Origin of the sequence: Staphylococcus sp. EZ-P03 (genome assembly GCF_003344575.1) — a bacterium.
In the GTDB taxonomy this organism is placed as follows: domain Bacteria; phylum Bacillota; class Bacilli; order Staphylococcales; family Staphylococcaceae; genus Staphylococcus; species Staphylococcus simulans_B.
This window is the reverse complement of sequence record NZ_QPMO01000004.1, coordinates 1-22,956: the sequence shown is the minus strand read 5'-3', so window position 1 is coordinate 22,956 and position 22,956 is coordinate 1. Positions and strand designations below refer to the sequence as shown.

Annotated in this window: 22 protein-coding genes and 1 pseudogene; 4 read left to right on the top strand and 19 right to left on the bottom strand. The window is 37.2% G+C overall.

Features of this window, described 5'->3' with window-relative positions:
* Positions 1-57 precede the first annotated feature (57 nt).
* The 9 genes from prmC to fdaB form a co-directional block, all read right to left on the bottom strand.
* Positions 58-897, bottom strand: a complete 840-nt coding sequence (prmC, locus tag DVJ99_RS01950) for a peptide chain release factor N(5)-glutamine methyltransferase (protein WP_114602939.1) — start codon at positions 895-897, stop codon at positions 58-60.
* Positions 887-1,963, bottom strand: coding sequence for a peptide chain release factor 1 (gene prfA / locus DVJ99_RS01945; RefSeq protein ID WP_105994340.1), 1,077 nt, complete (start codon positions 1,961-1,963; stop codon positions 887-889). The genes prmC and prfA overlap by 11 nt, the downstream gene beginning before the upstream one ends.
* Positions 1,963-2,562, bottom strand: a complete 600-nt coding sequence (locus DVJ99_RS01940) for a thymidine kinase (protein ID WP_105994341.1) — start codon at positions 2,560-2,562, stop codon at positions 1,963-1,965. The genes prfA and DVJ99_RS01940 overlap by 1 nt, the downstream gene beginning before the upstream one ends.
* Positions 2,563-2,753: 191 nt before the next feature.
* Positions 2,754-3,017 carry a type B 50S ribosomal protein L31 gene (locus tag DVJ99_RS01935; RefSeq protein WP_105994342.1) on the bottom strand — a complete coding sequence of 88 codons (264 nt, stop codon included), beginning with the start codon at positions 3,015-3,017 and terminating at the stop codon, positions 2,754-2,756.
* Positions 3,018-3,149: 132 nt separating this feature from the next.
* Complete coding sequence (gene rho / locus DVJ99_RS01930) at positions 3,150-4,466, bottom strand: transcription termination factor Rho (protein ID WP_114602938.1); 1,317 nt, start codon at positions 4,464-4,466, stop codon at positions 3,150-3,152.
* 190 nt (positions 4,467-4,656) lie between these two features.
* Positions 4,657-6,087, bottom strand: a complete 1,431-nt coding sequence (locus tag DVJ99_RS01925; RefSeq protein WP_114602937.1) for an aldehyde dehydrogenase family protein — start codon at positions 6,085-6,087, stop codon at positions 4,657-4,659.
* Positions 6,088-6,219: 132 nt separating this feature from the next.
* The gene (locus DVJ99_RS01920) at positions 6,220-6,561 is read right to left on the bottom strand and encodes a winged helix-turn-helix transcriptional regulator (protein WP_105994345.1); all 342 of its coding nucleotides are present in this window, start codon (positions 6,559-6,561) and stop codon (positions 6,220-6,222) included.
* Positions 6,562-6,624: 63 nt separating this feature from the next.
* The gene (locus tag DVJ99_RS01915; protein ID WP_114602936.1) at positions 6,625-7,884 is read right to left on the bottom strand and encodes a UDP-N-acetylglucosamine 1-carboxyvinyltransferase; all 1,260 of its coding nucleotides are present in this window, start codon (positions 7,882-7,884) and stop codon (positions 6,625-6,627) included.
* 486 nt (positions 7,885-8,370) lie between these two features.
* Positions 8,371-9,228 carry a class IIb fructose-bisphosphate aldolase FdaB gene (fdaB, locus tag DVJ99_RS01910; RefSeq protein ID WP_105994347.1) on the bottom strand — a complete coding sequence of 286 codons (858 nt, stop codon included), beginning with the start codon at positions 9,226-9,228 and terminating at the stop codon, positions 8,371-8,373.
* Positions 9,229-9,529: 301 nt separating this feature from the next.
* Here fdaB and DVJ99_RS01905 point away from each other — a divergent pair, with 301 nt between their 5' ends.
* On the top strand, positions 9,530-10,060 hold the full coding sequence (locus DVJ99_RS01905; RefSeq protein ID WP_114602935.1) for a DUF2529 family protein: 531 nt from the start codon (positions 9,530-9,532) through the stop codon (positions 10,058-10,060).
* A gap of 78 nt (positions 10,061-10,138) precedes the next feature.
* Here the strand turns inward: DVJ99_RS01905 and DVJ99_RS01900 are convergent, their stop codons facing one another.
* From DVJ99_RS01900 to DVJ99_RS01885, 4 genes are all read right to left on the bottom strand, one after another.
* The gene (locus DVJ99_RS01900; RefSeq protein ID WP_114602934.1) at positions 10,139-11,755 is read right to left on the bottom strand and encodes a CTP synthase; all 1,617 of its coding nucleotides are present in this window, start codon (positions 11,753-11,755) and stop codon (positions 10,139-10,141) included.
* Between the two features lie 230 nt (positions 11,756-11,985).
* On the bottom strand, positions 11,986-12,534 hold the full coding sequence (gene rpoE, locus DVJ99_RS01895) for a DNA-directed RNA polymerase subunit delta (RefSeq protein ID WP_114602933.1): 549 nt from the start codon (positions 12,532-12,534) through the stop codon (positions 11,986-11,988).
* A gap of 137 nt (positions 12,535-12,671) precedes the next feature.
* Positions 12,672-13,532 (bottom strand): GNAT family N-acetyltransferase, encoded by an 861-nt coding sequence (locus tag DVJ99_RS01890; protein ID WP_114602932.1) that lies wholly within the window; start codon positions 13,530-13,532, stop codon positions 12,672-12,674.
* Positions 13,533-13,589: 57 nt separating this feature from the next.
* Positions 13,590-13,952, bottom strand: coding sequence for a VOC family protein (locus tag DVJ99_RS01885; protein ID WP_114602931.1), 363 nt, complete (start codon positions 13,950-13,952; stop codon positions 13,590-13,592).
* A gap of 93 nt (positions 13,953-14,045) precedes the next feature.
* Here DVJ99_RS01885 and coaW point away from each other — a divergent pair, with 93 nt between their 5' ends.
* Complete coding sequence (gene coaW / locus DVJ99_RS01880) at positions 14,046-14,855, top strand: type II pantothenate kinase (RefSeq protein ID WP_114602930.1); 810 nt, start codon at positions 14,046-14,048, stop codon at positions 14,853-14,855.
* Positions 14,856-14,912: 57 nt separating this feature from the next.
* On the opposite strand, the gene DVJ99_RS01875 is transcribed toward coaW, so the two are convergent.
* The 3 genes and pseudogenes from DVJ99_RS01875 to DVJ99_RS13265 form a co-directional block, all read right to left on the bottom strand.
* Entirely contained in the window at positions 14,913-15,578 is a 666-nt protein-coding gene (locus DVJ99_RS01875) for a DUF2750 domain-containing protein (protein WP_114602975.1), read from the bottom strand.
* 131 nt (positions 15,579-15,709) lie between these two features.
* Positions 15,710-16,954: an L-aspartate--L-methionine ligase LdmS gene (gene ldmS, locus DVJ99_RS13270; protein ID WP_415922964.1), complete on the bottom strand. Its 1,245-nt coding sequence runs from the start codon at positions 16,952-16,954 to the stop codon at positions 15,710-15,712.
* Positions 16,940-18,097 (bottom strand): annotated as a pseudogene (locus tag DVJ99_RS13265) (M20 family metallopeptidase); the annotation flags it as partial. The pseudogene DVJ99_RS13265 and the gene ldmS, both read right to left, overlap by 15 nt.
* Before the next feature lie 290 nt (positions 18,098-18,387).
* Between DVJ99_RS13265 and DVJ99_RS01865 the strand changes: the two are divergent.
* Positions 18,388-18,852, top strand: coding sequence for an S-ribosylhomocysteine lyase (locus DVJ99_RS01865; protein ID WP_114602928.1), 465 nt, complete (start codon positions 18,388-18,390; stop codon positions 18,850-18,852).
* 112 nt (positions 18,853-18,964) lie between these two features.
* Here the strand turns inward: DVJ99_RS01865 and DVJ99_RS01860 are convergent, their stop codons facing one another.
* Positions 18,965-20,224 carry an aminoacyltransferase gene (locus DVJ99_RS01860; RefSeq protein ID WP_114602927.1) on the bottom strand — a complete coding sequence of 420 codons (1,260 nt, stop codon included), beginning with the start codon at positions 20,222-20,224 and terminating at the stop codon, positions 18,965-18,967.
* Positions 20,225-20,407: 183 nt separating this feature from the next.
* On the bottom strand, positions 20,408-21,070 hold the full coding sequence (gene deoC / locus DVJ99_RS01855; protein WP_114602926.1) for a deoxyribose-phosphate aldolase: 663 nt from the start codon (positions 21,068-21,070) through the stop codon (positions 20,408-20,410).
* Positions 21,071-21,322: 252 nt separating this feature from the next.
* Here deoC and deoD point away from each other — a divergent pair, with 252 nt between their 5' ends.
* Positions 21,323-22,030 carry a purine-nucleoside phosphorylase gene (gene deoD / locus DVJ99_RS01850; RefSeq protein WP_114602925.1) on the top strand — a complete coding sequence of 236 codons (708 nt, stop codon included), beginning with the start codon at positions 21,323-21,325 and terminating at the stop codon, positions 22,028-22,030.
* A gap of 58 nt (positions 22,031-22,088) precedes the next feature.
* Here the strand turns inward: deoD and DVJ99_RS01845 are convergent, their stop codons facing one another.
* Positions 22,089-22,766, bottom strand: coding sequence for a M15 family metallopeptidase (locus DVJ99_RS01845; RefSeq protein ID WP_240430802.1), 678 nt, complete (start codon positions 22,764-22,766; stop codon positions 22,089-22,091).
* Positions 22,767-22,956: the final 190 nt, after the last annotated feature.

Here is a 22,956-nt window from a genome sequence, read left to right as displayed (position 1 = left end):
GAACAGGGTGTTATACAATCTCCCCTCTTCTCCCATAACTTCTCATCAATACGCTGTTCAGCGTTTCCATATAAATGAAATAATTCTGTCGTTTTGATTAATATCTTGAATCACATCTACCTCAATTGACGGATAGATAGATTGAATCAGTGCCTTCAGCACTTCCCCCTGATTATAACCGATTTCGAAAACGACTACAGCATTGTCATTCAAAACTAGCGGCAGCTTTTCAATAATTGCTCGATAAATGGCTAAGCCATGCTCTTTTGCAAACAAAGCTTGGTGCGGTTCATAATCCACTACAGTTTCAGCCATATCTATAGATTCTGCTTGATCAATATACGGCGGGTTTGAAATTAAGCCGTCTAGACGTATATTTTGTTCTATTAAAGGAGACAAGTCGCTCCCTTGCAAGAATGTAATATCTGTCTGATGCATTGCTGCGTTGGCACGCGCAACCTCTAACGGTCCTTCAAACAAATCCGTCGCATAAACTGTCAAATCAGGTTTCAAAAGCTTCAGCATCACCGCAATAATACCGCTGCCTGTACCGATATCAGCCACACAATCACCGTTGGATAATTGATTCATAAAATGCAGCAGGACTTCTTCGGTTTCAGGTCTAGGGATCAAGCAGCGCGCATCTACTTTGAAGCGTTCGCCGTAAAAGCTTTGGAACCCGGTAATATATTGAATCGGCTCCCCAGTTAACATACGTTCTGTTGCTGCTTGATAGGCTGAACGATGTGTTTCTGTCATAGTGTCATTCATCTTCAAGACATAATCCGCAAGCGACCAGTCAAGCAAATCTAACAGCAGCCACTCTGCTCTTTTAGATTCAAAGCCGCGTGCAACTGCTTGTTTCGCAGCTGATTGTACAGCTTCCTTATAACTCAACGTTATTCAATTCTTTCAATTTCTCAGTTTGCTCTGACATTGTTAAAGCATCCACAATTTCATCTAATTTGCCTTCGATGATTTGATCTAATTTCTGGATTGTTAAACCGATACGGTGGTCCGTCACACGGTTTTGCGGATAGTTGTACGTACGAATACGCTCTGAACGGTCACCCGTACCTACAGCTGATTTTCTTTCTGATGCATATTTTTCTTGTTCTTCTTGCAATTTCATATCATAAACACGTGCTTTTAAGACTTTTAAGGCTTTTTCACGGTTTTGAATTTGTGATTTTTCAGATGATGTCGCAACGATACCTGTCGGCAAGTGCGTAATACGTACCGCTGAGTCAGTTGTGTTGACGTGCTGACCGCCTGAACCGCTTGAACGATATGTTTCTATCTTCAAATCTTCATTTCTGATTTCTACTTCAACATCTTCTGCTTCTGGAAGTACCGCAACTGTAGCAGTAGAAGTATGAATACGGCCGCCTGATTCAGTTTCAGGAACACGTTGTACACGGTGTGCACCATTTTCATATTTTAATTTAGAATAAGCACCCTGACCATTAATCATAAAGCTGATTTCTTTAAATCCGCCATGATCACTGTCATTCATTTCTAATACTTCTGTTTTATAACCTAATGATTCACTGTAACGTGAATACATACGGTATAAATCCCCAGCAAAGATTGCTGCTTCATCGCCGCCTGCAGCTGCACGGATTTCAACTACAACGTTTTTGTCGTCGTTAGGGTCTTTAGGAATTAATAAGAATTTCAATTCTTCTTCAAGGTCAGGCAATGTCGCCTTTAATTCACTGATATCCGATTTCAGCATTTCCACTTCTTCTTTATCAGATGTTTCATTCAACATCTCTTGCATTTCACCGATATCTTCTTTGTTTTGTTTATATTCGCGATAAACATCTACAGTCTTTTGCAAATCTGACTGTTCTTTAGAATATTCACGCAGTTTATCTGAATCACTGACAACATCCGGGTCGCTCAGTAATTCATTTAATTGTTCATAACGTTCTTCTACGATATCCAATTGATCAAACATTATAATTCCTCCTTCTCAGATTCACTAGGTGCAACGATATGATGTGCGCGGCATCTAGGTTCATAACTTTCATCTGCCCCTACCATAATAATCGGGTCATCTTCTTTAGCAGGTCTGCCATTGATTAAACGCTGTGTTCTGCTTGCAGGTGCACCGCAAACTGCACATACTGCTTGCAGCTTAGTAACCAACTCACTGACAGCCATCAACTGCGGCATCGGTTCAAAAGGTTTCCCTCTGAAGTCCATGTCCAGTCCTGCCACAATGACACGGTGGCCTTGTTCTGCTAAATCTTGTGCAATTTCTACAACCGAATCCTCAAAAAATTGCACTTCATCTATACCAATCACATCGACTTCAGTCAAATCCTGTTCTAAAATTTCTTCAGCCTTTTTAATAGTGATTGCTTCTATTGCATTGCCGTTATGCGATACCACTTTTTCTTTATGGTATCGATCATCAATTGCAGGTTTAAATACTACGACTTTCTGTTTTGCATACATGCCGCGTTTTAATCTGCGGATTAATTCTTCAGATTTACCGCTGAACATGCTGCCGGTAATACATTCAATCCAGCCGGAATGATAAGTTTCATACATTATGCTTTTCCTTCCTTTTCAAAACAAAATCATCTCATTATATCATATTTTTTATTAGGACAACGGGCAAAACATGAGAAAATTTTAATGGAATGCAATCTCTTTTTGCATCCCTTACATCATTATACTTTGCTTTGAAAACCAAATAAAAAAACTCTCGCCAAATTGCGAGAGTCTCATTTAAATCGAAATTATTCGTTATTGTTTGATGATTTAAGACCGAATTTCTTGTTGAATCGTTCAACACGGCCATCCGCAGCTGCGAATTTTTGACGACCAGTGTAGAATGGATGTGAGTCAGATGAAATATCTAAACGGATAACTGGATATTCGTTGCCATCTTCCCATTCCATTGTTTCTGATGATGATTTAGTTGAACCACTTAAGAATTTGTAGTTAGTTGTTGTATCTAAGAAAATTACTTTGTGGTATTCAGGATGGATTCCTTGTCTCATAATTATTTTCAGCTCCTTTGCCCTGAACCATCTGGAACAGAGTTATTTGTGAGTTTTTACCCAATACTTAGTAATTATAATTGTTACCAGAATAAAATGCAACCCATTCTGGAAGACAAATATAATTTATTATTAAATGATAGGTTTGCCTGTACGTTTACTTTCTATTGCTGCTTCTTGTAATTGATGGAAGAATTCTTCATTATTTTTAGAACGTTTCAACTTGCGGATAAAGCGTTCAGTGAAGTCTGTTGAATCAGTAAACATATTACGCAATTGCCATAAACTGTCTAAATCTTTCTTATCAACCAGCAGTTCTTCTTTACGGGTTGAACTTCTTCCGATATCAATTGCTGGGAAGACACGTCTTTCAGCTAATTTACGATCTAAATGCAATTCCATGTTTCCTGTTCCTTTGAACTCTTCATAAATCATATCGTCCATTCTGGAACCTGTATCGATTAAAGCTGTTGCTAAAATCGTTAAACTGCCGCCTGCTTCAATGTTTCGCGCAGCACCGAAGAAGTGCTTAGGTTTGTGTAATGATGCAGGGTCTAAACCACCTGATAAAGTACGTCCGCTTGGCGGAATTACTAAGTTGTAAGCACGTGCCAAACGTGTAATCGAATCCATTAAAATGATGACATCTTCACCGATTTCAACTAATCTTTTCGCACGTTCTAACAACAATTCAGCTACTTTAACATGATGTTCCGGCGGTTCATCAAATGTTGAATGTACGACTTCAGCCGCTTCGCTTGATCGTTCAATATCTGTTACCTCTTCAGGTCGTTCTCCGACAAGCAGAATAAAGAGTTTCGCTTCAGGTTTATTGACTGTAACCGCATTAGCGATTTCTTTCAGCAATGACGTTTTACCTGCTTTAGGCGGTGCGACAATCAAACCACGCTGACCTAAACCAATAGGTGCAACTAAGTCCATGATTCTTGTCGAATAATTGTTTGATTTTGTTTCCAATTTAATACGCTCATCCGGATATAACGGTGTAAGTGCTTGGAAATGCGGGCGTTTTTTAACCTCTTCTGCATTATGATCATTGACAAAATCGACTTGCAGCAAGCCGTAATATTTTTCATTATCTTTAGGCTTTCTGACTTTCCCTGTCACCTTATCCCCGCGTTTGATTTCAAAACGGCGGATTTGACTTGCAGAAATATAAATATCTTTTTCGCCTTTAGAGTAGTTGACAGTTCTTAAAAAGCCATAACCATCTGGTTGGATATCATCTAAGATACCTTCCATATAGTAATTGCCGTCTTTTTCCATTTGTGCTTCCATAATGGCTAATACTAATTCTTTTTTATTCAATTTACTATAGTTAGTTAATTTAAGAGATTTTGCTTTTTGAGTTAGCGCTTTAGTAGTATTGTTCTTATAGAGTTCGTGGAAAGACTTGTATTGGGGAGATGTACGTTCTCTTTCAGGCATGTTTTACACTCATTTCATTTTAGTTTACGTATTTACTTATTATAAAGTATTTTTCATAAGATAACCATAGCAAATTTTAAACCTTATCGCAAAACAATGATTGATACTCTGCTTAAAATTGTACGTTATCCTCTCCTTAAAAAAATAAAAATGCTGAGCACATTACTGCCCAGCATTTTAGTTCAAAATTCTATTTGTTGTAATATCCGGCAATTGATTTAATTTCTAAGAATTCTTCAATACCGTAGTCGCCCCATTCTCTGCCTAAGCCTGATTGTTTGTAGCCGCCGAATGGAAGATCTGGTTTGCGTCCGGCTTCATTGATTTCAATTGTACCGGCTTCTACTTCACGTGCAACTTTGCGTAAAGTATCTAAATCTTTACCATAAACATAACCTGCTAAACCATATACTGTATCGTTTGCGATTTCAATTGCTTCGTCCAAGTCTTTGTATGTGATGACTGACATCACCGGACCGAAGATTTCTTCTTGTGCAATCGTCATATCGTTTTTAACGTTTGTAAAGATAGTAGGTTTTGCGAAATAGCCTTTTTCTAAGCCTTCAGGTTTGCCTGTACCGCCAAGGATTAATTCAGCACCTTCGTCGATACCTTTTTGAATATAATCTTGAACTTGATCATATTGTTTTTTACTGATAATCGGACCCATGTCTACACCGTCTTCTCTTGGGTCTCCGACTTTAACTGCACTCATTTTTTCTTTTACTGCTTTAATGAAGTCATCTTTCAATGATTCTGGGACGATGGTTCTTGTACCTGCAGTACAAACTTGTCCAGTATTATTGTAGACTTTGCCTGCAGCTGCTTCTGCTGCACCGTCTATATCTGCATCATCTAAAATGATATATGGTGATTTACCGCCAAGTTCAAGTGAAACTTTTTTGAAGTCTTGGGCAGCTTTTTCCATAATTTTTGCACCTGTCGGGCCAGAACCTGTAAATGACATCATGCGCACATCAGGATGTTCGCTTAATGGATTGCCGACACCTTCGCCGTCACCGTTCACTAAGTTGAAGACACCTTTCGGTACGCCGACTTTATCAAAGATTTCTGCTAAGATAACAGCCGCAAATGGTGTTAACTCAGAAGGTTTCAACACTACTGGGCTGCCTGCTGCGAAAGCTGCTGCTAATTTAAGTGAAGTTTGGTTGGTTGGGAAGTTCCAAGGTGTAATTAATCCTGCTACACCGATAGCTTCTTTTACAACTAAATCATTGCCGCGCTGTTCTTCGAATTGGAAGTTATCCAACGCATCTCTTGCTTCTGCGAAATGATTTAATCCCATTTGATAGTGCACTTTTTCAGATTTTTCTAATGGTGCACCTAACTCATCTGTAATTGCTTCTATAATATCTTCTTTTCTGTTTTCGTACTCTTTAACGATTTTATCAAGTAAATCTCTTCTGTATTCTACACTGCTGTGACGGAATTCAAGATAAACATTGTTCGCAGCTTCTACTGCTTTATCAACGTCTTCTTTATTCCCTTTTGCAATTTGGCCTAAGACTTCTTCAGTTGCAGGGTTGATGACATCAATTGTTTCACCGCTTGTACTGTCTACCCATTCGCCATTGATATATTGTTTCGTTTGAGTTCTCAATTACAGTCACTCCTTAGTAAATGTCTTATTATCTATTTTAACCTAACAGCGCTATTTTTAAACGAATGTGCTTATAACCAAAAAGAAGAGCTACTCCATGAAGGAATAACTCTTGCTTTTATCAAATCTATTTTAAGAATTTGCAGCTTTATGCTCTTGTTCCAGTTCGACGTATTTTTGTGCCCATTCTTCCATCGGTACTAATGCTTCAGCCAGTGCTGCACCTTTATCTGTTAATTGATAGACAATTGAGACAGGTGCTTTGGATACAATATTCTTTTCTACTAAGTCCCATTCCATCAATTCTGTAAGTTTTAAACTTAAAGAACGCGGTGTGATGGTCTTCAAGTCTTTCTTCATTTCACTGAAGTGAGCTGACTTTTCTGGGCATCTAGATAGATAATTCAATATCAATCCATTCCAGCTGCGACCGATGATTTTAAATGTTTCTTCTAAATAAGGACATACTTCCATTTAAATCACCTCTCCATGATTACTAGATCATGTCAACCTAATATACAAAGTATACCACAAATTTTAGATTTTTTCAGTCCAAATGTTTGCGCCGAGAGATTTTAAATTTTCAACAATGTTTGTGTAACCGCGATAAATGTGATTTACATTATAAATTGTTGTTACACCTTCTGCAATCAAGCCTGCAACAATTAAACAAGCCCCTGCACGCAAGTCGCTGGCATAGACAGAAGCGCCTTGCAGTGTTGAAGGTTTAACAGTTGCTGTATTTTGATCAACAGAAATTGCGCCGCCCATTTTCTTCAATTCTTCAATATGTCTGAAGCGTTCTGGATAAATCGTATCCGTCACAAATGAAGGGCCATCAGCTAAGAAAAGCAATGGCGTAATCGGCTGCTGCAAGTCCGTCGCAAATCCAGGATATACCAATGTCTTGATATTCACATTGTTGAATGGCAATTGGCCTTTAAGCGTGACACTATCATCATTGATATTAACATCCACGCCTAATTCTTGAAGCTTAACTGTTAACGGTTCAATATGTTTTGGAATAATATTGTCTAATTCCACTTCTCCGCCGCAAGCAGCTGCCATACACATATATGAACCCGCTTCAATTCTATCTGGAATAATTTGATGCGTTACACCATAAAGGTGGTCAACACCTGTAATTTTAATCGTACTTGTACCAGCGCCTTTAATATTAGCACCCATACCTGTCAAGAATGTCGCAACATCGACAACTTCAGGTTCTTTTGCGGCGTTTTCAATGACTGTTTGTCCTTCTGCACGCACTGCCGCTAACATAATATTGATTGTCGCACCGACACTGACCATATCCAAGAAGATATTTGCACCTTTTAATTCTTCTGCTTCAATCTTCATTGATGTCGGGCTTGATTCATCAATTGTCGCACCTAAAGCTTTGAACCCTTTAATATGCTGATCAATCGGACGCGGTCCTAAAGGACAGCCGCCAGGCAAACCGATGACACATTTTTTGAATCTGCCTAATAAAGCCCCCATCATATAATATGATGCTCTTAAAGATTCGACTTTATGATTCGGTAAAGATGCGTTTTGAATTTCTGTCGGATCTATTTTTAACTCTGTACCTTCAAGATCTGTTTTTATATTTAAATCTTCTAACAAGCTAACTAAAGTAGCAACATCTGAAATTTGCGGTAGCCCTTCAAGTTTTACAACATCTTCTGCCAGTAATGCTGCTGGGATAATGGCAACTGCACTGTTTTTCGCACCATTAATTTTAAGCTTCCCTTTTAATGGCTGTCCGCCTCTGATTTTTATTACTTCTTGAGCCATTCGATTGTTCTCCTTTGTTATTCAATCTTCATTCCATAGTTCTATGTATAGCATACCCATGTTTCTGATATGACTACACCCCACTCACATTAGATTCATCTATGAAAATATTGGTTATCGTAGTTCTTCATATTTATTATAGTTAAATTCACAAGCGTTTGTATATTCATATTATGGATGCATTGCCATTTAATACTGTAAATATAACAGTTGATATGTTGCACCCATTTAATCTTGTTATCTAAGATGTTAGTTTCAATAAACTTTTTGATCATTCAAAAAATCACTTAAGATATTATAGCATAAAGCACGTTGATACTGAAAAAGATTTTCTTCAAAGTGATTACCTTAAGTACGATTAATTTTCAATCAATCTTATGTATCCTAACACATGGTTGATAAGAGTACAATCTTTTCAAATATATTTATAACGCAAAAAAGAACACCTGAGAATACAGATGCTCTTTAACAAAACTAAATTATAAATTAAGCGCGGTTAGAAGTACCGAACTCTTTGATTTTACCAGTTACAGTAGCTTTGATAGCTTCGCGAGCTGGTCCTAAATATTTACGTGGATCGTAAACATCTTTGTCGTTGTTTAATACTTCGCGAACTGCTTTCGCTGAAGAAATTTGGTTTTCAGTGTTCACGTTGATTTTAGCTGTACCTAAAGAAATAGATTTTTGGATATCTTTAGTTGGGATACCAGTACCGCCGTGCAATACTAATGGTAAGCCAGTAGATTTACCGATTTCTTCCATTTCTTTGAAGCCTAAGTTTGGTTCGCCTTTGTAAGGACCGTGAACTGAACCTAATGCTGGTGCTAAAGTATCAATACCAGTTTTTTCAACTAATTCTTGACACTCTTTAGGGTCAGCATAGATAACACCGTCAGCAACAACGTCATCTTCTTGTCCGCCGACTGTACCTAATTCAGCTTCTACAGATACTCCGCGAGCATGTGCATATTCAACAACTTTTTTAGTTGTTTCAATGTTTTCTTCGAATGGGCTGTGTGAAGCGTCGATCATTACTGATGTGAAACCAGCGTCGATTGCTTCTTTACATTTTTCGAAGCTTGAACCATGGTCTAAGTGGATTGCTACAGGTACAGTGATTTTAAGGTCATGTAATAAACCTTCAACCATTTTAACTACTGTGTAGAACCCGCTCATGTAACGCGCAGCACCTTCAGATACACCTAAGATAACTGGAGCATTTTGTTCTTGTGAAGCTTCTAGAATAGCTTGAGTGAATTCTAGGTTATTAAGGTTATATTGTCCAACTGCATAACCTTTTTCTTTTGCGTCGATTAACATTTCTTTCATTGAAACTAAAGGCATGAAAGTTCCTCCTTGCGTGCATATTGCACGTGATTTTTATAAGTTTAGTATACCAAAGTCACCACTGTAATGCATTGCAAAACTAAATGTAAGCGGTTATAAATGATAAAATTGTGTGAATTTTCAAATGAAAACGTATTCATTTGAAATATACGTCACATTATCTTGATTAATTCATTATCAGCGGTGTATCTTTTTACACTACCCTTTTTCTACCCTTTGTTATACATTTTTCCTCAGATTGAATTCACGTACCACATCATATAGAATTAATATATCTATTATGAAGTTGGAGGATACCATGGCAAATATATTACAAACACAACTTACAGGTATATTTAATCGATTGAATCAACAAGAAATCGATATTCAAATGGCAGCACAATGTCTGATTCAAGCAATTGGCGGAGAAGGCCATATTTATGTTAAAGGCTATGGCGACTTGAAGTTTTTTGAAAGCTATTTATTAGAAAGCAATGAGAAGTTAGAAGACAGCAGACTGCTTTCTGACTTAGAGGATTTCAGTGCATTAGATACAACAGACCGTGTCTTATTGTTCTCACCCTTTTATGATGAAGCGATTCAAGCAGATACACAAGCATTAATTGATCTGGATGTGGACTTTGTATTGATTTGCAACAAGAGCAAAGAAACTGAGATTCCGGATCACCTCTTGCATTTCATCGACTTATGTACACCAAGGCCGATTGTTTATACAGAAGACTATGATAAGATTGTACAGCCTCATCCGATGGCGTTCGGCTATGTGTATTATGAAATCTACACGCAAATGATTGAAATGATCAGAGATTTAGATATAGATGTTGAATAAAATAAGCGGCAAAGCTTTTCACTTATATTGGTGATCAGCTCTGCCGCTTATTATTTTTGTTCTCTTTTTATCAGTTTATTATTTGTTTTTGTTTTCTCGGAATTTGTTTGCCGCTTCGATAAACGCTTTAAAAATCGGTTGCGGACGGTTTGGTCTTGATAAGAATTCCGGGTGGAATTGGCTCGCAAAGAAGAAGTCGTTTTCAGGAATTTCTACCATTTCGATTCTTCTGCCGTCTGGACTTACACCAGAGAAGACCATGCCTTTTTCTTCCATTTGCTCACGATAATCATTGTTGAATTCATAGCGGTGACGGTGCCGTTCTTCGATTTCTTTTTTGCCGTAGATATCATAAGCTAACGTACCTTCTTTGATTTCGCTTGGATATAAACCTAAACGTAAAGTACCGCCTAAATCTTCAATATCTTTTTGTTCAGGCAATAAGTCGATAATCGGATATGCTGTTTCAGGATCTAACTCAGTAGAGTGTGCCCCTTCTAAGCCAAGCACGTTGCGCGCAAATTCAACAGTAGCCAATTGCATACCAAGGCAGATACCGAAGTAAGGTACGTTGTTTTCACGTGCATAACGGATAGCTGAAATTTTACCTTCGCTGGCACGGAATCCAAAGCCGCCAGGTACTAAGATACCGTCTGCATCTTTAAGGAAGTCTGCTGCGTTTTCGTCTGTAACTTCGCTTGAGTCAATCCATTTAACTTTGATGTCTTTGTGAAGCGGATAACCTGCATGTTTCAATGCTTCTACTACTGAAAGATAAGCATCTTGCAAGCTGACATATTTACCGACTAAAGCGATAGTAATTTCACCGTCTAAATTATTCACAATTTCTAATAAGTGTTTCCACTCATCTAATTGTGTTTCATATTTCGCATCTAATGCTAAACGGTTAATGACTAAATCATCCATATGTTGTTTGCTTAATTGTAAAGGAATCTCATATAAAGATTCAGCATCGCGGCATTCAATAACATTTTCTTCTGGAATATCACAGAATAACGCAATTTTATCTTTTAAATCTTGTGTCATTTCATATTCTGTTCTTACAACGATTAAATCAGGTTGAATCCCTAAACCGCGTAATTCTTTTACACTATGTTGTGTCGGTTTTGTTTTCATTTCGCCTGCTGCTTTAATATACGGCAGCAATGTACAATGGATATACATAACATTTTCACGGCCTAAATCACTGCGGATTTGACGAATTGCTTCGATAAACGGCAATGATTCGATGTCGCCTGTTGTACCGCCGATTTCTGTAATTACTACATCAGCTTTTGTACTTTCGCCTGCTAATAACAGACGTTCTTTGATTTCGTTAGTGATATGAGGAATTACTTGAACTGTTCCGCCTAAATAATCACCGCGGCGTTCTTTCTTTAATACGTGTGAATACACTTTACCTGCTGTCACATTAGAGTATTTATTTAAGTTGATATCAATAAAACGTTCATAGTGGCCTAAGTCTAAGTCTGTTTCAGCTCCATCATCAGTCACGAATACTTCACCGTGCTGATACGGACTCATTGTACCCGGGTCCACGTTCAAGTACGGATCGAATTTTTGAATTGTAACAGATAAGCCTCTATCTTTTAATAATCTGCCTAATGATGCAGCAGTAATCCCTTTACCTAGTGAAGAAACTACTCCGCCAGTAACAAATATGAACTTAGTCATTCTTTTTCCTCCTACTATTCAATTACATATAATTTGTACATTCCCATATTGCTTGTATACATGATAAGGCAAAAATGCCTTAATCCACTGATAAAATAAGCTTTTAAAAATAAAAAAACGCTCCCTCTCACATCTCATGTAAAGGGGGAGCGTATCATTTATACACGTTGTCCTAATTAAAGGAGCCCGAATAAAATTCTATCATTTTTCTAGAAAAAGTCAATTATAATTTACTCTTCATCCGGCTCGTCATTGAAGTCTGCCGCATCTTCAAACATTTCTTCTGTTTCTTCTAATTCATCGTCATCTTCATCGATTACGATATCCTCTTCGCCGACTTCATCTTCTTCTTGAGGATCATCTAAATCTTCTTCGTCGTCTTCAGCGTCCGCTTCAGATCTTTCTTCATCTTCGGCTTCTTCTTCCTCTTCGCCAAGAAGTTTAAGGTTTTTATCCTCTTCATCTTCTTCATCCAAGATGTCGAATTTTTGAATTGTAGGTGCGATTTTTTCTTCGATATCATCTACTGAATACCAGTCGCGCAATCCCCAATTATTTTCGCCGACATTAAGGAAACGACCGTCAGTATTTAAATCCGTATAGAACTGAACAATACGATTCTCTAAATGTTCATCATCTTCATAATGTCCTAAAGCTTTAAATTCATCGATAATATCGTATAAATTCATTGTTGTCCCTTTTTCTTCTAATAGAGTATGGGCCATATCGATAAATGATTTTTCGTCTACCATTTCTTTTGTGTAATCTTGAATTTTCATATGTTCTATTACTCCCTTTCAAAGGCTTTATCAATTCAATCACAAGTTTAGTTACATCTCATGTTAACAAATGTAAATTATAAATGACAATGTCTTATTTCGCAATGCTAATGATGATTCTTTTTTACCATTCGCCATTAATAAACGATATACTTTTCAAACTTCACATAATCCTCTGTCTGTAAAGTCTCGACAAAGTTGCTGTTCAAACAGAGTTGTTTTAATTCATTATGTTCTCCGAATAAAACAATATCAAGCACATCAATGTCAGGATAATTTTTTCTGATATATGTTGCTAATTGGCGCAATGCACTTTCTGCGATACCTTTATGCCGTTGTGCTTTATCGACTTCAATCCCTCTGATATGCATACGGTTTTCTGTCGCTTGCAGTGCAATGAAGCCTGCTTTCTTGCCGTCCAGCATTAAATGGACCGTATCAATCTCTTTGTCCGGCTGTTCTTCTGGTGCTTTTAATTTTAAAGAAGATACATATTTAGAATCTAAATCTAAATAATACAAGCGTTCTTCTCCAATCGGCCCTTCTTGTTTGGTTGCGGTATGCATAAAGCCTGCACGTTCATATACGTTCCATGCTGCTTTATTCTCAGCATCCACCACTAAATAAAGGTGGTTAAAATCACTATACAGCGATTGAACATAATTCGGCAGATTCATCATAATTTTAGTGCCATAGCCGTTGCCTTGGTACTTTTCATTAATAGACAAAGAACGCACATAAACGACATGTTCAGGTGTATCGTAACCTTCGTGCTGATAATATTGATGCAGCACAAAGAAGCCGACCACTGCCCCTTCTTTATTAATCGCAATATTTGCGATGCGGTCTTTATCTTTAAGTGCATCGTCTAAGACTTGAATCGGCAGCGATGAATAAATCTGCTGACGTTCTGATAATTCAAAGTTCACAACTTCTTGGTAATATTTTGGTTGGTATGATGTTACAATAATATCTTCATATTGCTTGCTATGTTTCATAATATCCCCTACATTTCTAATTTACTACAAGTTCAATTAGTGTTTCCCTACTCTCTATTATAAGAAACAATTAGATAACCAATTGACACCGTATTGGTCTCTCACTTGCCCGTGCATCGCATTGAAAAAAGTTTTTGCAATCGGCATATGCGGATCTCCGTTTTCACTTAATGCATCATAAACACGCTGCTGTTCTGCTGCATCTTCGAATGTCAAAATCAGGTTCACACTTTCATTGCTGAAAGGTTTGCCGTAATTGCTTGAAATATGCAGAACCATTTGTTCATTCACATGCACTTCTGCGTGAAGAACTGTATCTTTTTGCTGATTTAATATTTTTGTTTCTCCGCCGAATACATGTTGATAAAATTCTGCTGCTTGCCCTGCATTTTCAACGATAAGGTATGGACTTAATTTCATTTTATATCGTACACTCCTCATTTTTGCTTTTTTCTTTACATTTTGATTATACTATTAATGATTACGTCTTATACATATATTTGAGGTGAAAACATGAAAATCGGTATTGATGCAGGTGGGACATTAATTAAAATTGTTGAGATTGAAAACGGGCAGCGTAATTTCCGCACTGAACCTTCTGATGATTTATCCAAAGTAATCGACTGGTTGAATCATCAATCTTGTACGAACGTCACATTAACAGGCGGGAAAGCAAAACTCATTCAAAAGCAATTGAATTTCCCTTCAAAAGAATTCGTAGAATTCGATGCGTCCTCTAAAGGATTAGAAGTATTGCTTGAAGAACAAGGCCATTATTTATCTGATTATATCTTCGCAAATGTCGGAACAGGTACTTCCATGCACTATTCAGACGGAAAGTCGCAAAAACGTGTCGGCGGTATCGGTGCTGGCGGCGGTATGATTCAAGGTCTCGGCTATCTCTTATCAGGGATTACAGACTACACTGATTTGACAAATACAGCCCAGCAAGGCGATCGCGAATACATCGATTTAAAAGTAAAACACATTTATAAAAACAGCGAACCGCCGATTCCAGGAGATTTAACAGCTGCCAATTTCGGTCATGTCTTGCATAATTTGGATAAAGACTTAACCCCTGCAGACAAACTTGCCTCTGTGATGGGTGTGGTCGGAGAAGTCGTAACAACGATGGCCATTACCCTTGCACGCGAGTCTCATACTGAAAATGTAGTTTATATCGGTTCTTCCTTCAACAACAATCCGCTGTTAAGAAAAGTTGTTGAAGATTATACTGTGTTGCGCGGATTCAAACCTTACTATATCGAACATGGTGCTTTCTCAGGCGCGTTAGGCAGTGTCTATTTAGGCAATCAGGATTAATTAAAAATAAGGAGATACGGTTGATAGTTATCTGCTATCACCCTATCCCCTTATTTTTTAATATGATAATTCGTTTTTAAGTGTTTGTGCTGAAACGATTGAACCTACCACACCAGGTTTTAAGTTGACGCCGACTGCACGGTCTTCATCTCTTAATTGTTCTAACCATTCGCTGAACACTTCGCCTTCGACTTGTTCAACGTCGCATTCTTCAAAGTCTTCATCGCGGACTTTCAATGCTGAATGGTAATCACTCCATACCGGCATCAAATTCGGCTTGTCTTCACCATTATCACTGATGATAATGAATTGTTTGTTGCCTTTATGTGTTAAGCCGAACACATCATCTGATTGTGCAGTAATACGTGAGAATTCTACAACACGGATGCGGTCAAGTTCTGTCATCAATTTATCTGTAGTTTCATAAATATCAATAAAATGACCATCCACATCATCTGTAACATTGACTAATACTTTATCGCCTTCATCAAACAAATCATCTAATTCGCTTGTCACAAAACGATCTAAGTCTCTTGTAATAATTTTATCGTATGCGTCTGTACGATTTTCAAAGTAAGCTTCTGCTAATTCTTTTCTTGTCCAAAATAAAGCGACCGCATCGTCCTCTACATTTCTGCGAACCATTTTTCTATCTTTAATCGCAATATAATATGTTTCATTAACAAGAAGGTCTTTAAAAAATCTTTCGTGTCTATAATCCATAATCAACCTACTTTCTCTTTAGTTGTGCATCAATGCAAATATAAAATAATTAACTTTATCAGTCAATCTAATGTGCTTAAGACAAATCAAAAACAGCGAGCCTCTCTTTTAGACGACTCGCTGTTTATTGATTAAGATTCAATTTCTTTTAAGAATGCTTTTTCGTTTAATTCGATTTCTTCTCTTGAGCTGCCGTGCCAAATACAAGCAAAGCGTGAATTGACTTTATCTTTGCCGTACCAATCACCATCATAATAAGATAATGGATAAATTTTACCTTGGCGGACATATTTCATAATAGTACGGTAGAATTTCGTATTATCGCCTTTTGAGAAGTAGCTGTAGAATTTGTGATAATCTCCTGTCAATTCATCATCTAACAGCAGCATGCTTGTAGATCCATTTTGACGGAAGTTCAAATCAATCGCATAAACATCACCGTATTTATCATAAAGCAAATCAAAACCTGCGACACCGTAGAAACCGTGACTGATACCGATTTCCATAATTTCACGGCCTGCTTCAATTACAGCTTGCGGTACTTCTTCAACTGGCACGCTTTGGTTGCCGTTATAGAATCCATACTCATTCGTCAACTGTTCTGTTGTACCAAGATATTTCAATCCAAGCTGATCTGAATAAGCGAATTGCACACAGTAGTTCGCAATATCTTCGATTTTCTGCTCGATAATAATTGTATCGGTTTCCTCTGTTGCTTTATGAATACGATCGATAGCTTTATTTAAATCCTCTTGATTATAACAAATCATAACGCCGTAACCGCCTGCTGTAGGCAAGTCATCGCCTGGTTTCAACACAATCGGCAACGGCCATTGTTTAACCGCTTCTTCAAAATCTTCTATCGCTACTACTTCACGTTTCGGCAAGTATTTGCCGTTGGTCCACTCTGGAATACGTGCTTTATTATTCAACGCAACAAAAGTATCTTTATCTAATGCATAATCCTCTTTTGGTACAAGTTCTTCACTATGCACATATTGGAAGTAGATTTTCTTGCCTTCTTCTTTAGGTAAAGATTTCAGCAAGTGTTCATAACTTGCTTGATTATGGAATTTATAAACATTGCTTGGTACTTCTTTACCGACTTCATTGAATAGCTGCTGCAGTTTATCTGTAACACTTGCTTCATGCACAATGACCGGCATTTTATTCGCAATCAGCAATTCTCGTCCAGTTAAGAAGTTCGATTGATGTTCATCTGGTTCTAACCAAGGGTTAGAGACATATGAAGGTCTTGAAGTATACACAATCGAATCATCATATAAATCGCTTAATGTGACTTTCGGCTGTTCAGAGTGCTTTCTGAACTCTTTTAAAGAAGCTTGTTTTACTTTTCTGACATGCTGCTCTTTGATTTCTCTCAGCAATTCATTGTTTTGAATCAAGTCCAGCCCCATCAATGCGATAATTTGGGCACCTTTGATTAAAGCACTGTCCCCATGATCGCTTGCGGCAGCCTCTTTGAATTTATACGTATGGCCGACTAAGTTGCTCGGTCCGATTTTAATGTGTGCATGCAATGTAGGAACAACATGGCTGACGTTGCCTGTATCTGTTGAACCGTATCCGAAATCATCTTCGCTGACTTCCTCGCCTTCTTTTCTGGCATAATAAGCAAACAACTCATCTAATTTAGGTGTCAAAATGAATTCGTTTACGCCGTTTTGAATCGGTTTGAATTCATAATCACAGCCTGTTTGGATAGCTGCACCTTGTGCAATCTGTCCGACACGATGTGTTAATACATCTAAATCTTTACGTGTTGTTGCACGTGTATAGAAACGTGCATGTGTGAAATCAGGAATAATATTGGCTGCTTGACCGCCATCTAAAATCACACCGTGAACACGTTCTGATTTCTTGATTTGCTGACGTAATTGCGCCACACCATTAAAGTAGCTGATCATTGCATCTAACGCATTGATTGCTTCATTCGCATTTTCAGAAGCATGCGCACTCTTACCGTAGAATTTAATATCTAATACATCCACAGCAAGTGTATGGATTGTTTTATATGTTTCATTGCCTGGGTGCAGCATTAAAGCTACATCCAACTGATCAATCACACCCGCTTTTACATAGCTGGCTTTGGCACTGCCGTTTTCTCCGCCTTCTTCGGCAGGGCAGCCTAATACCACAACTTTGCCGCCGACTTCATCGATTACTTGTTTCAATGCGATACCTGCAAGCACGCTCGTTGTACCGATGATATTATGTCCGCATGCATGTCCTAAGCCCGGAAGCGCATCATATTCAGCAAGGAAACCGATGGTTGGGCCAGGTTTATGACTGTTGTATTCTGCAATAAATCCTGTTGGGTGACCAGCAATATCTTGTTCAATCTCAAATCCATATTCTGTTAATTCTTGCATCAAAACCCCAGAAGCAAATACTTCTTGGTTTCCAAGTTCTGGTCTTTCGTGAATTTTGTGACTAATATCAATAAATTCTGACTGTTTATCTTTAATAAATTGTTCAATTTGTGTTTCAAATGACATTTCCATGGCTCCCTTTATTTTCAAAGCTATAAGTTACACAGAGGTTGAAATAACACAATTTGGAACGCTTTTTCACCACGTTCCAAACCTCTTTTATATCTTTATCAGTAAATTCGATTACTAAACATTTTAAAGGTTTTTAAGTGCTTTGTCATCCTTTTTCTCAATTTTCAACAAATTCATTCCGAGTAAACCGATAATATTTTCGCAAAAAGTGGAAACCTACAAATTGTAAAAGCCCTTTCCCCTTGTTACAATAGGGAATGAATAATTCAAGGAGGTTACAAGTTATGCCTAAAATGAACGTTGAAAGTTTCAATTTAGATCATACGAAAGTTATTGCACCATTCGTACGCTTAGCAGGTACTAAAGAAGGTCAAAGCGGAGATGTTATTAAGAAATACGATATTCGTTTCAAACAACCGAACAAAGAACACATGAAAATGCCTGGAATGCACTCATTAGAGCATTTAATGGCTGAAAATATCAGAAACCACACAGACAAAGTCGTAGACTTAAGTCCAATGGGCTGCCAAACTGGTTTCTATGTTTCATTCATCAACCATGATGATTACGAAGATGTATTAAACATCATTGAAGCAACATTAAAAGATGCTGTTGCAGCAACTGAAGTTCCAGCTGACAACGAAGTACAATGCGGCTGGGCTGCAAGCCACTCTTTAGAAGATGCACAAAAAATCGCAAAAGAAATGTTAGAAAAACGCGACCAATGGGATAAAATCTTCAGCGAATAATCTGCAGATTATATTTCTCAAAAGAAGTTAAACTATAAGAAAACAGCACTGATAGCGCAGTACCGCGCATTATCAGTGCTGTTTTCTTATGTTAAGTCATTTTGAACTGTAATTATTTTGCTTTTTGTTTCAATTTATCAATCAGCAGCGATAATTTATAAACCAATGGTCTGATTGGTTTAATAAAGTCGCCGACATATTCTTCTACATGTGCATTGAAACCTTCTTTAAATTTTTGTACACCATAATCTTCAGCTTCTTTAGAGAAGTCCCCTGTTACACCATAGAAATTATAACGATCGATACCTTTTTTCTTCGCAAATTTAATCATATCCCATTGTAAACGGTACGCACCCATAAAGGCATTGTATTCAGGGTTTGAACCGCTGGATAAATAATACACTTCATGTTCGTTGTAAAGGTACAGCGCCGCTGCGAGATTTAAAATATTACCGTCTTTTTCTGCCATAGCCTGCGTTTCATTGATTTTTCGCTCATTACTGTCAAATTGCTGCTGCAGCTGATTGGCTTTGCCTTTAGATTTCTTAGAATTCGGATTTTCTTTTAATTTCTCATTGATTTCATCTAGTTGTCCCTGCAGTTCCATCCGTTTGTCTTGCAGTTCTTTCAAATAATTATGCAAATCAATATAAGCTAATTTTAAGAAACCGCGATTGCCGTAAGTTTTCTGCATTTGTTTAAAGTAATCTAATCCTCTGAAAGTAAAACCATGTTTTTCTTCAGCCATTTTAAACAATTCAAAGAATAGAGGTGTTTCATCAATCGATAAAGTTCTGACCTGTACACCCATTTCATAGGTCTTTTTAATATTGCGTCTTGTTTGATAATCCATTTCATTCAGCAGCTGTGTTTCTGATTTTCCTTTCAAATCCAATACTGACAACCATCTGATTTGGCTCATTGACGAGTAGCCGATTGAATAACCTTGATGAATATAACCGAGCTTTTTCAATGTATCCATCAATGCATGATTATTATAACTTTCAATGATTTCTCCATCTGCTTCTCTGACACTAGCTAATACATAAGGGTCAACTAATACATATAATGCATTCTGCTTTTTCAAATACAATGTCAAAGATGCAAAGAAGTATTCTACTAATTTCAAATCATTGAAATCCATCACTGGTCCGCGGTGTGTATAAAAGTATTTAAAAAACTTCATACTGCGCGCTTCAGTTAACAAGCAAGCTGCGATTACTTGATTATCATCATCTTTTACACCTACTAAATGCACATCATTACGAAACTTATTACGGTTGTGGTAATGCCGTGCTGATTGTGTATAGTGTGAAAAATGATTTTGTGTAAAATTACCAAACTCTTCTTCAGTTAAATTTGTAAAGTACATGGTGTATCTCCTTTGTTGTTTTGTCGCTTATTTTAACAGTATCATTACTTCAAAATTTACACAACAAAGTAGCGTAATATTGTTTATTATTGTCATACTTTAACCAAATTTAACTATGAAAAAATGCTGTTCTTAATCTTTTCTACAATTAAGAACAGCATTTTTATCAAAATTTATTAAGTTTTAATAATCAGAATCTGACTCTAATCCTTGAATGATTTGAACACCTGCACTCGCACCTACACGTGTAGCGCCTGCATCTAACATAGCTTTAAAGTCTTCTAGATTTCTTACACCGCCGGATGCCTTCACTTCTAAATCATCTCCGACAACTTCTTTCATTAATTTCACGTCTTCGACAGTTGCGCCGCCGCCCGCAAAACCAGTTGAAGTTTTCACAAAATCAGCACCTGCTGCTTTACTTAATTCTGACGCTTTACGTTTTTCTTCTTCAGTTAACAATACTGTTTCAATAATGACTTTGACAGTATGACCGTCCGCTGCTTTGACAACAGCTTCAATATCTTTTTGTACTTCATCATAGCGGCCGTCTTTTAATGCGCCGATATTAATCACCATATCTAATTCGTCTGCGCCGTTTTTCACTGCATCTTCAACTTCAAATGCTTTAACCTCTGAAGTATTTGCGCCTAATGGGAAACCGATAACTGTACATACTAAAACATCTGAATCCTTCAATGCTTCTGCCGCATGTTTAACGTATGTCGGGTTAATACATACTGATTTGAATTTGTATTCTTTAGCCTCATCAATCAACTTGTCGATTTGATCAACCGTCGTATCAGGTTTTAATAAAGTGTGGTCAATGTATTTTGCGTAATCCATTATTTATTCATCCTCCAATTATGTTGTTTAAGCTCGAATATAATATTATTGATTCATATGCCATTTTACCAAAATATTTTAACTGACTAAAATATTTGTTGCTTGCTCACTATTTCAATTTCACTCTTTTTGGAAAATCATGCATCTTTTAACACTAAATAAGATGTACAAAACAAGGTTATTCTCGCATATTCAGGCTTTTTCGTGTTACATTTAACTTAAATATCTAAATATTAAAGGAGCAGATAATTTATGACTCAAGGTACACCTCATATTCAACCTAACGGTGCTAAAATCGCAAAGACAGTATTAATGCCAGGAGATCCGCTTCGCGCTAAATACATTGCTGATAATTACTTAGAAGATGTTGTACAATTCAACGAAGTCCGCAATATGTTCGGTTACACTGGAACATATAAAGGCAAAGAAGTTTCAGTAATGGGTTCAGGTATGGGTATTCCAAGTATCGGTATTTATTCATACGAACTTTACAACACATTTGATGTAGACACAATCATCCGTATCGGTTCTTGCGGTGCGTTGCAAGAAGATGTTAATTTATACGACATCATTATCGCACAAGGTGCTTCAACAAACTCTAACTATGTAGACCAATACAATATCCCAGGCCACTTTGCACCATTAGCTGACTTCGATTTAATGGTACAAGCTAAAAATGCGGCAGATAAACTTGGTGCTACAACACATGTAGGCAACATCTTATCTTCAGATACTTTCTATAATGCAGATAGTACTTTCAACCAACAATGGCAAAGAATGGGTATCTTAGGAATTGAAATGGAATCTGCAGGACTTTACTTAAATGCAACTTACGCAGGTAAAAAAGCATTAGGTATCTTCACTGTCAGCGACCATATTTTACGCGACGAAGCAACAACACCAGAAGAACGTCAAAATTCATTCACACAAATGATGGAAGTCGCATTAGAAATCGCATAATCAAATTACACAATAAAAGGCGGAGCCGTTCAGCTTCGCCTTTTTATTTTGCCTTTAACTACTTGGTACTTTTCTTGTCATATCCATAGTCTAAATATTCTTCTAAAGTCAACTGTTTATCATAGATAGCTTTAGCAGTTTTCTTACCTACATATCTGAAATGCCACGGTTCGTATTGATAGCCTGTAATCTGTTCTTTTCCTTTTGGATAACGCAAGATAAAGCCGTATTCATGCGCATGCTTTGCTAACCATTTTCCTTCTGGTGTTTCACCATATTCTTTCAAGAAATCTTTATTGTAGCGATTAGAACCTACGTCAAAAGCTAAACCCGTTTGATGTTCAGAATAGCCCGGTGGAGAACTGTATTTTTCAGCTGCTTTTCTACCATCTCGTTGGACGTAGCTGTTAAATAAACTGACTTGTTGCTGATAAGATCTAAATCCACTTCGATACACAATATCTAGGCCTTTTGCTTTAGCATTTTGTATCATTTGATTCAAATGATTTCTAGCATTAGCATTTTCACCAGGATTAAAATTTTTAGGCAGAGGTACTTTTTTATTTGCGAGAACAAAACCATCTACTGTCGTAATACCATTTTCTTTTTTAATTTGATGCTGACTTTGTTTCATTGTTGTTGGTTTTGATTTAGATTGCACTTTTTCTTTCGTATCATTACCACACGCAGTAAGTAGTGTGCCAACTGCTATCATAATAAGTATTAATTTTTTCACAATTTATCATCTCCCACTTCTGATTGCATCTACTATTATATCCCATAATATATCTGCTGTAAGAGTCTAAAATTAACAATAATTCAAACAACAATTTTAAAGGGGCTGGGACATAAATACAGCCTCAAAAGAACCCCGCTGAAATTCCAAATTGAATTTCAGCGGGGTTTTTATATAAATTACACATATT